Origin of the sequence: Nocardiopsis chromatogenes YIM 90109 (assembly GCF_000341185.1) — a bacterium.
GTDB classification, from domain to species: Bacteria; Actinomycetota; Actinomycetes; order Streptosporangiales; family Streptosporangiaceae; genus Nocardiopsis_A; species Nocardiopsis_A chromatogenes.
In genome coordinates this window covers 1-9,041 of record NZ_ANBH01000295.1, presented here as the reverse complement: position 1 = coordinate 9,041, position 9,041 = coordinate 1, and the positions used below count along the sequence as shown (strand labels likewise).

Sequence of the window (9,041 nt, the reverse complement as noted above, 5' to 3'; positions counted from 1 at the left end):
AGGCGCTCCGCGCCTCCGGCCCGCCCCCCCTCTCACGCCCCTTTGAGCTTGGCCCAGGCCTTGCGCATGCCCTTGAGCCAGCGGTCCCGGTCCTGGGCGCGGCGGAGTTCGTAGTCGGCGGCCTCGGGGTGGGGCAGGATCAGGAACCGCCCGTCGCGCAGGGCCGCCGCCACGGCCTGGGCGACGTCCTCCGGCTCCAGGTACTCCCCGCCCAGGCGGGTGGAGGCCGAGGCCCCATCCCCGGCGGTCATGGCGGTGTTCACCCCCTGAGGGCACAGGCACGACACCCCGATGCCGTCGTCGGCGTGGCGGATGGCCAGCCACTCGGCCAGTGCCACCGCACCGTGCTTGGTCACCGTGTAGGGGGCGGTGTCGAGGTTGGTCAGCAGCCCGGCGGCGGACGCGGTCACCATGAAGTGGCCGCCGCGGCCCGCCATTCTCGGGAACAGGGCGCGCGCCGCATACACGTGCGCCATGACGTGCACCCGCCAGGACAGGTCCCATTCGGCATCGTCGCCCAGGCCCACGCCCGCGCCGACACCGGCGTTGGAGCACCACAGGTCGATCGGCCCGACCCGGTCCCAGACGCGGTCGACGGCGGCGGCGACGGCCGACTCGTCGGCGACGTCGAACGCCTCCCAGGAGGCGTTGGGGCCGAGTTCGTCGGCGGCCGCGCGGGCGCGATCGGCGTCCCGGTCGGCGATGACGACGTGCGCCGCGCCGTCGGCGAGCAGCCGGGCGGCGACGGCGCGGCCGATGCCTCCGGCGGCGCCGGTGACGACCGCGTTGGTTCCGGGGACGGAGAAGGGTCCGGGCACGGGGGCTCCTCGGGGGCGTGGTCGGCGGCCGGGCGGCGGGGGTCAGGCGGAGGGGGCGAAGACCAGGCGGCCGACGGTCGATCCGTCGGCGAGCCGCTGCACCCCGTCGGCCAGGCCGCCGAACCCGACGCGCTCGCTCACCAGCGGCTTGACCAGGCCCTTGTCGGCGAGCTCGGTGAGGCGGCGGTGGGCCTCGGGGATCAGCTCGGGCGCGCGGCGCTGGTACAGGCCCCAGTGCAGGCCCAGCAGCGAGTAGTTCTTGATCAGCACGTGGTTGAGCGCCTGCTCGGGGATGGTCCCGGAGGCGAAGCCGATGATCACGATCCGGCCCTCGAAGGCGATGCACTTGGTGGAGCGGGCGAAGGAGTCGCCGCCGACCGGGTCGAAGACCACGTCGGCGCCGCGTCCGCCGGTCTCGGCCTTGACGACCTCGACGAAGTCCTCCGCGCGCCGGTCGACCACGACGTCGGCGCCCAGCTCAGCGGCGACGCGGGCCTTGTCCGGGCCCCCGGCCACGCCGATGACCCGGGCGCCCGCGGCCTTGGCGAGCTGGACGGCGGCGCTGCCCACGCCTCCGGCGGCGGCGTGCACCAGGACGGTCTCGCCGGGCTGCAGGGCGGCGCGGCGGTGCAGGGCGAACCAGCCGGTCTGGTAGCCGATGAACAGGGAGGCGGCCTCGTCGTCGCCGAGGGCGTCGGGGGCGGGGAAGACCGCGTCGGCGGGCATGAGGGCGTACTCGGCGAAGGCCCCGTCGGGGAGGGCGGCACCGCCGAGGACGCGGGTGCCGGGGGGCGGGGCGTCGGTTCCGGGGCCCGCCTGGACGACCTCGGCGCACAGCTCCACGCCCGGGGTGAAGGGCGGATCGGGCTTGACCTGGTAGGTGCCGCGGCACAGCAGGGCGTCGGGGAAGTTGACCGCGGCGGAGCGCACGCGGACGAGGACCTGTCCTTCCGCCGGCTCAGGGCGGGGGGTGTCCTCCACCTGCAGGACGTCCGCGGGCTCGCCGGGACCGTGTACGCGCAACGCCTTCACTGCCGCCTCCGCCATCTCCGTAGATACCAACCGGTCGGTAATCGTCGACGGCCAGTGAACCGCGCCCCCGGGCACGCGGTCAAGGGTCGGAAGACGCCCGCAAGTCAACCGGAGGGCTGCCGCGAAGGGAAGGGGCCCACTCGGCGGCTCCGTCGGCCATCCGGCGCGTGGGGGCCGCCCTGACGGGCGGCGGTCAGCGGATACCCCGCTCATGGGCCCCGGCCGGGCTGAACCGGCCCCCAGAGTGTGAGGCGGAGGGGCGGCGACGACGGAGGTCGGCAGCCCTCGCTGCAGGTAGGGCCACCGACGTCCGTCATCGCCGCCCGCTGCCTCGCTCTCCGCCGACCCGCCGACCCGCCGGGCGGCCGATGCCGGTGAGCGGAGTACCCGCCGGGCCGCCGCCCCCACCGCCCCGGTCAGCCGGTCGGCCAGTCGACCGGTCGGCGTCAGCGGACCACGACCACCGGGCCGTGCGCGCCGTGGAGGACGGATTGGCTCACCGAGCCCAGCAGCAGGCCCCGGAAGCCGCCCCTGCCCCGTGAACCCACGACGATCAGGTCGGCCGGGGACGCCTCCTCCAGCAGGGCCACCACCGGGTGCGCCCGCACCGTGCGCACGTCCACCACCACCTTGGGGTGCCGGGCGCGCAGGTCCTGAATGGCGGCCTCGGCTGTACGCCGCGCCGCCGCCTCCACCGCCTCGTCGTCGAAGGCCTCCGGCGGCACCGGCCCCACCGACGAGGCGAACGCCGCCATCGGCTGCCAGGCGCAGATCGCCACGACCTCCGACCCGCTCCGCTCGGCCTGGCGGAACGCGAACTCCAGCGCCCGCCCGCCGGTCTCGGAGCCGTCCACGCCCACGACGATCCGCCCGCGCCGCCCCTCGGCGGTCTCGTGGTGCTTGGGCAGCACCACCGTGGGCACCGGCGACTTGGCCGCCAGCTCCACCCCCACCGATCCCACGAAGGCCGAAGCGAGCCCGCCGAGCCCGCGCGACCCCACGACCACGCAGGCCACCGCGGGCTCCGACGCGGCCTCCAACAGGGCCTGCGCCGGACGCTCCTCCACCTCACGGGTCTCCACCGACAGCTCCGGGAACAGCCGCAGCACCCAGTCCCGGGCGTACGCCAGCAGCGCGCGGGCATCGTGCTGCCGCGGCGACTCCTCGCCGTCCCCGTCGCCGCCGTCCCCGCCCCTGCGGATCAGCTCACCGAACGGCCCCTCGGAATCCGGCGGCCACACGGCGGTGACGATGCGGACGCCGAGTCCGTAGGTCATCGCCTGATTGGCCGACCATTCCAGCGCGTACCGGCTGGAGTCGGAACCGTCCACACCGACGACCACCCAGCGCGGGTCCTCTCCGGTGTCCATATCGCCTGCCTCGCTCTCCGTCGAGCCGGTCGGGTCCTGCCCGGCCGCCCGCGCCGCCGGCGCGGGCGGCCACCCCGGTACCTACCCCGGCAGGCCCCGGGGCAGCCGGGCCGAAGGCTGTCCCGTCCGTCACCCTTCCTGCTCACCGCGGCGACGGCGGCCGTGTCCTCTTACCGTCGTCTCACCCGGATGGGCGACCATGTCCTCCATGACGTCCGCCAGTGCCCCCGCCGGTCGCGTGCTCCTCGCCGACGACGACCGCGCCATCCGCGAGTCCCTGGAACGCGCCCTCATGCTGGAGGGCTACGAGGTCCTGACCGCCGAGGACGGCGTGCAGGCGCTCACCGCCGCGCACGCCGAACCGGTGGACCTGCTGGTGCTCGACGTGATGATGCCCGGGGTCGACGGGCTGGGCGTGACCCGGGTGCTGCGCGCCGAGGGCGACCGGCGGCCCATCCTCATGCTGACCGCGCGGGTGGAGACCTCCGACCGGGTGGCCGGGCTCGACGCGGGCGCCGACGACTACCTGCCCAAGCCGTTCGAGCTGGACGAGCTGATGGCGCGCATCCGGGCGCTGCTGCGCCGCGCCGCCCCCGCCTCCGCCGACGACGGCGAGCGCCCCGAACCGGTCCTTCAGGTCGGCGACCTGCGGCTGGACCCGGCGGCGCGGCGCGTGTGGCGGGCGGGGCGCGAGGTGGAGCTGTCCAAGACCGAGTTCGACCTGCTGGAGCTGCTGGCGCGCAACGCGGGGATCGTGCTCGACCACCCCACCATCTACGACCGCATCTGGGGGTACGACTTCGGGCCGGACTCCAAGAACCTCGCCGTCTACATCAGCTACCTGCGGCGCAAGCTGGACGCGCCGGACGCGCCGCCGCTGATCCAGACCGTGCGCGGGGTCGGCTACACGCTGCGCCCCCAGGAGGGCTGAGGAGATGCGCGAGCGGCTGGCGGTGCTCAGGCGGCGCGCGGCGGTGATCGCCCGGCACGCGGCGTCGCCGGAGCGGTGGCGGCTGGGCACCAAGTTCGCGGTGGCCTTCGCCGTGGTCGCCGCGGCCGCCAGCCTGCTCACCGGCACCCTGGCCTACAGCACGGCGTCGGTACTCATCCGCACCGACGCCCGGGACCAGTTCCAGGCCACCGCCGAGCGCCTGGCCGCCGACGTCAGCCGCCCCACGGCCGAGCTGAACGCGGGGCAGACCCTCACCTTCCTGCACTCGGACGACTTCACCTACCAGGGGGTGACCGCCAGCGGGTCGGTGGCCGTCCCGATCGGGGCCGACCGGTCGATCGAGGTGCTGCCCGTGCGCGACGACGACCGGGCGGTGGCGGCGGAGCAGAAGGCCGGGCTGGTGCACACCCGCGAGGACAGCGCGAACGGGGAGGACTACCGGATCGCCACGGTCTCCCTGGGCGGGGGCCGCGGCGCGGTCCAGATCGGCCAGCGGCTCTCCCCGATGGAGCGGATGCTGGACGTGCTCGCACTGCAGATCGCGGTGGCGGGCGTGGGCGTGCTGGTGGTCGCCGCCGGGGCCGGGTGGCTGCTGGCGCGGCGGGTCACCAAGCGGCTGGTGCGCCTGACCGACACCGCCGAGCAGGTGCGCACGACGGGGCGGCTGGACCTGGTGGCGCCGGAGGGCGGCGCGTCCCCGGACGAGGTCGGACGCCTCGGCCGGGCGTTCAACGCGATGCTGACCCGGCTGGCGGGGGCCGAGGCCGAGCAACGGCGCCTGGTTCAGAACGCCTCGCACGAGCTGCGCACCCCGCTGACCAGCCTGCGCACCAACGTCAGCGTGATGCGCGCGTTCGACCGGCTGGGACCCGACGCCCAGCAGCGGCTCGTGGACGACCTGCAGGGGGAGACGCGGGAGCTGTCCAAGCTCGTCGACGAGCTGGTGCAGCTGGCGACCGGGACCCGCGAGGACGAGGCGGCCGCGGACGTGGAGCTGGGGCCGCTGGCCGAGCGGGTGGCCGACCGGACCCGGCGGCGGACGGGCCGGGAGGTGGCGGTCGACGCGGACGGGAGCATGGTGCACGGGCGCCCGACGGCGCTGGAGCGCGCGCTGTCCAACCCGGTGGAGAACGCGGCGAAGTTCGACGCGGAGAGCGGCGGGCCCATCGAGATCGTGGTCCGGGACGGCCGGGTGGAGGTACGCGACCGGGGCCCGGGGATCGCCCCGGAGGAGGTGGACCACGTCTTCGAGCGGTTCTACCGGTCGGACGCCGCCCGCGCGCTGCCGGGGTCCGGGCTGGGCCTGTCCATGGTCAAGGAGATCGTGCACGCCCACGGGGGGACGGTGTTCGCCGCCAACCGCGAGGGGGGCGGGGCCGTCATCGGATTCACCCTGCCCACCGTGGAGCGCTGAGGGACGGGGACGGCGTCCGAGGGACCTCCGTCCGAGGGACCTCCGACGGGCGTGACCGCCATCGGCGGCCGCGGCCGTCGACGCGGTGCCGTCTGTGTCCGACCAGTGCGTGTGCGTCCGGCCAGGTCGGCGCAGTCGTCCCGGCTCTGGGCCGGTCCGGGCCCACCTTCGGACCCGGCCGGCGGGCCCCGGTCGCACAGCGTCTCGGGGGGGGTGCCCGGCTGCCCGCCTGCCCGCGGCAGCGCTCCGGGACGTGTGACCGGGTCCCGCCTCACACCCGGAACGGAACAGGACGGGCCCGACGCCACGACGACCATGCTGACCTGGCCTGACAGAACCAGCCCTTCTCCGGGTGAACGCGCTCCGAGGGCCGCGTCCGCCGGAGTGGTGGAACCCTCCGATGCCGTCCGAACACGAGCGCCCGTGCCCGCCAGCCGCTCGGTGCTCATGGAGATGCCGACCCGAAATCGGTCACACCGCTCCGCAGGACGCGATCGCGTCGAAGGCGTGACCGCCATCGGCGGCCGCGCCCGCTCCCCGGCACCCGGCGAATGTCGCGCATATCACTCCCCCGCGCTCGGGCGGCCGCCCCGGCATGTCCGGAACCGGCGAACCGTCGGGCGCCCCGAAGCCCCGCAGGGAGCGGCACGGGTACGCACCGCCTCCGGACGCGATCCGTCCCCTTCGTGCACACGTAGATCCATGCTCTGCAGTAATCTCGACACGCCCTCGTCTGCACGGCGTCCCCCGCCCCAGACCCCCGAGGTCCATCCCGGCGGCGAGGGCGGTGAAGGGCGATACGACGCAGACCCGCGGTGGGAACCCCCTCCCCGGGCGGGCGCCGCGCGCCACGCGAGCACCTGGACACGAAGGGCGGGATCGATGACGTGGGCCGTCGCCGCGGCGCTGTCCGGGGCGTTCTCCGTCGCCGCCGGCGCCGCCGTGCACGACCGTGCGCTGCTGACCGCCCCCATCCGCGGCATCGGACAGCTCGCCCTGCTGCGCGCGCTGCTGCGCATGCCCCTGTGGTGGCTCGGCACCCTCCTGACGATGGGCGGCATCGTCGCGCACCTGTGGGCGCTCACCCAGGCGCCCCTGGTGGTGATCCAGCCGATCGGCATCACCGGCCTGCTGTTCGCCGTCGTGCTCTCCGCCGTCTTCCGGCGGCGCCGCCCCAGCCCCGCGCAGGTCCTGGGGTCGTTGGCGGTCAGCATCGCCCTGGCCGGGCTCCTGACCACCGTCCCGCACGCGCAGGGCCGCACCCCCGACGCGATGGGCCTGTCCGAGATCGCCGTGATCGCGGTCGGCGCCATGGCGCTGTGCGTGGCGGTGGGGCGCACCCGGCGCGGCGCCCTGCGCGCCGGATCCTTCGCCCTGGCCAGCGGCATCGCCTACGCCGCCACCTCGGCCTTCGGCCGGGTGATCGGCATCGCCGCGCTGTCCGACCCGTTCGCCGCGCTGCAGCCCATGACCATGGTCGCCGTCGGCATCGGCCTCACCGGCGGCCTGATCATGCAGAACGCCTACCGCACCGACCACTTCACCCTGGCCTACGCCACCCTGATGCTCAGCGACCCGATCGCGGCCACCTTCATCGGCGTGGCCTACTTCGGCGAGCGGCTTCCCACCGACCCGGCGCACGCCGTGGTCGCGGCCGGGGCGGCGGTGCTGGGCGCCGTGGGCGTGGTGACCCTGGCCCGCGCCTCCGGCCCGCAGCAGCCCGCACGGACCGGTCAGCCGCCGCGCAGCGACGACCTCAGCGCCACGTCGGCGTAGATCCGCTCGAAGCGGTCCAGCGAGCGCTCGTGGTCGTGCCGGGCGGCCATCGCGCGGCTCTCCGCCCCCATCCGGGCCCGCTCCTCAGGCGAGGCGAGGATGGCGCTCAGGTACTTGGCGAGGTCGTCGGAGCTTCCCGGCTCGTAGAGGTAGCCGTTGCGGCCCTGCTCCACCAGGTGCGGCAGGGCCATCGCCTCGGCGGCCACCACCGGCAGCCCGCTGGCCATCGCCTCCAGGGTGGCGATGGACTGCAGCTCCGCTATCCCGGCGATCGCGAACACGTCCGCCGCCCGGTACACCAGCGGCAGGTCCGCGTGCGGCACGAAGCCCAGGAAGCACACCCGGTCGGCCACGCCCTCCTCCTCGGCCAGGCGCTCCAGGGCGCCCCGCTGGGCGCCCGTCCCGGCCAGCACGAGCTGCGCCCCGTCGACGGTGGTCCGCCGCACCGCGCGGACCAGGTCGCCGATGCGCTTCTCCTCGTCGAGGCGGCCGACGAAGGCGAAGGTGGGCCGGTCGGGGATGCCGAGCCGTTCCCGCAGGGCCGCACGCGGCGCGCCGTCGGCGGGCGGGTGGAAGCGGCGCAGGTCGATGCCGCAGGAGACGGCCTCCACCGGGCGGGCGAAGCCCTGGTCGAGGAGGAGCTGGGCGGCGGTGGGGGTGGGCGTGGTGACGTGCTCGGCCCCCTGCAGCGCCCGGCAGAAGTCGCGCCAGGCCATGCGGCCGACGGGGCGGCGCAGCGCCTCGGGCACGAACAGGTAGTTGAACAGGTTCTCCGGCATGAAGTGGTTGGTGGCCACGACCGGCACCCGGTGCCGCCGTGCGGCGGCCATCAGCAGGCGGCCGACGACGAAGTGGTTCTGCACGTGCACCGCGTCCGGGCGCACCCGCCGGATCAGCCGGTCGAGGTGGCCGGGGGCGCCCGGCGGCAGGGCGAGCCGCACGGTCTCGTGGACCAGTGAGGACATCGAGCGCAGCCGGTGCTCCACGACCCCGTCCACGCGGGCGGTGTGCGGGGGACCGTCCGGGGACTGGCACACCACGTGCACATCGTGCCCGCGCGCGGCCAGGCCGCGGGCGAGGCGGGCGGTGAAGTAGGCGGCGCCGTTGACGTCGGGCGGGTAGGTGTCGGTGCCGATGAGCACGCGCAGGCGCTCGGGGCGGGGTTGGGGAGGCCGCTCACGGGTGGCGGCGGAAGCGGGTGCGGCCATCTCGGCCCTCCTGGGGGTGTGCGCGGTCGCGCATGCCGGACGGACCGGGCCCCTGGCCGCCAGGACGGCCGGAACCCGGGTGGTCCCGGGGACGATACTCCGGGCGGTCCGCCGCGCGGTCCCGGTTCGGCGTCCATGTTGCCGAGTGTTTACCCGCGCCGGCGGGCATTCACGGCGAACCCGTGGAAAACAGTGGGCGGCGACTGCGGATGAGGAAGGAATCCGCAGGTCGCCGCCGACGGCCGAATCCGGCCGTACCCCCGTGGAAGGGGTTATCGCCCCCTTCCGAGAGGTCAAACGCACAGCACGGGGAAAAAGTTTCACGAGGGGCGACAGATCGGCCGAACCTTCGTTTTCCGCTCGCACTTTCGTCATTCGATGTTCGGACGGCGACCAAGCGACGGGGGCCCTCCGGGAGGCGGCGGCTGAGCCGGTGCCCCGCTCGCGCCGCCGCCGTCCGTCTCCCCTGCA

7 protein-coding genes are annotated in these 9,041 nt (G+C 75.2%); 3 read left to right on the top strand and 4 right to left on the bottom strand.

Annotated features, from left to right (window positions below):
- Positions 1–32 precede the first annotated feature (32 nt).
- From D476_RS0126455 to D476_RS0126445, 3 genes are all read right to left on the bottom strand, one after another.
- Complete coding sequence (locus D476_RS0126455) at positions 33–818, bottom strand: SDR family oxidoreductase (RefSeq protein WP_017626916.1); 786 nt, start codon at positions 816–818, stop codon at positions 33–35.
- 42 nt (positions 819–860) lie between these two features.
- Positions 861–1,850: an NADPH:quinone oxidoreductase family protein gene (locus D476_RS0126450; protein WP_017626915.1), complete on the bottom strand. Its 990-nt coding sequence runs from the start codon at positions 1,848–1,850 to the stop codon at positions 861–863.
- Positions 1,851–2,296: 446 nt separating this feature from the next.
- Positions 2,297–3,220 (bottom strand): universal stress protein, encoded by a 924-nt coding sequence (locus tag D476_RS0126445; protein ID WP_017626914.1) that lies wholly within the window; start codon positions 3,218–3,220, stop codon positions 2,297–2,299.
- A gap of 208 nt (positions 3,221–3,428) precedes the next feature.
- Here D476_RS0126445 and D476_RS0126440 point away from each other — a divergent pair, with 208 nt between their 5' ends.
- The 3 genes from D476_RS0126440 (at position 3,429) to D476_RS0126430 (ending at position 7,362) form a co-directional block, all read left to right on the top strand.
- Complete coding sequence (locus tag D476_RS0126440; protein ID WP_026123874.1) at positions 3,429–4,151, top strand: response regulator transcription factor; 723 nt, start codon at positions 3,429–3,431, stop codon at positions 4,149–4,151.
- Between the two features lie 4 nt (positions 4,152–4,155).
- Entirely contained in the window at positions 4,156–5,586 is a 1,431-nt protein-coding gene (locus tag D476_RS0126435) for a sensor histidine kinase (RefSeq protein ID WP_017626912.1), read from the top strand.
- An 882-nt stretch (positions 5,587–6,468) separates the two neighbouring features.
- Positions 6,469–7,362, top strand: coding sequence for a DMT family transporter (locus tag D476_RS0126430; RefSeq protein WP_017626911.1), 894 nt, complete (start codon positions 6,469–6,471; stop codon positions 7,360–7,362).
- On the opposite strand, the gene D476_RS0126425 is transcribed toward D476_RS0126430, so the two are convergent.
- Positions 7,320–8,570: a glycosyltransferase gene (locus D476_RS0126425; protein ID WP_017626910.1), complete on the bottom strand. Its 1,251-nt coding sequence runs from the start codon at positions 8,568–8,570 to the stop codon at positions 7,320–7,322. The genes D476_RS0126430 and D476_RS0126425 overlap by 43 nt on opposite strands.
- Positions 8,571–9,041: the final 471 nt, after the last annotated feature.

What these genes read in the sequence shown, in the direction of transcription:
- D476_RS0126445 (WP_017626914.1), bottom strand. Translation starts at nt 3,220, where the DNA reads ATGGACACCGGAGAGGACCCGCGCTGGGTGGTCGTCGGTGTGGACGGT.
- D476_RS0126440 (WP_026123874.1), top strand. Translation starts at nt 3,429, where the DNA reads ATGACGTCCGCCAGTGCCCCCGCCGGTCGCGTGCTCCTCGCCGACGAC.
- D476_RS0126435 (WP_017626912.1), top strand. Translation starts at nt 4,156, where the DNA reads ATGCGCGAGCGGCTGGCGGTGCTCAGGCGGCGCGCGGCGGTGATCGCC.
- D476_RS0126430 (WP_017626911.1), top strand. Translation starts at nt 6,469, where the DNA reads ATGACGTGGGCCGTCGCCGCGGCGCTGTCCGGGGCGTTCTCCGTCGCC.
- D476_RS0126425 (WP_017626910.1), bottom strand. Translation starts at nt 8,570, where the DNA reads ATGGCCGCACCCGCTTCCGCCGCCACCCGTGAGCGGCCTCCCCAACCC.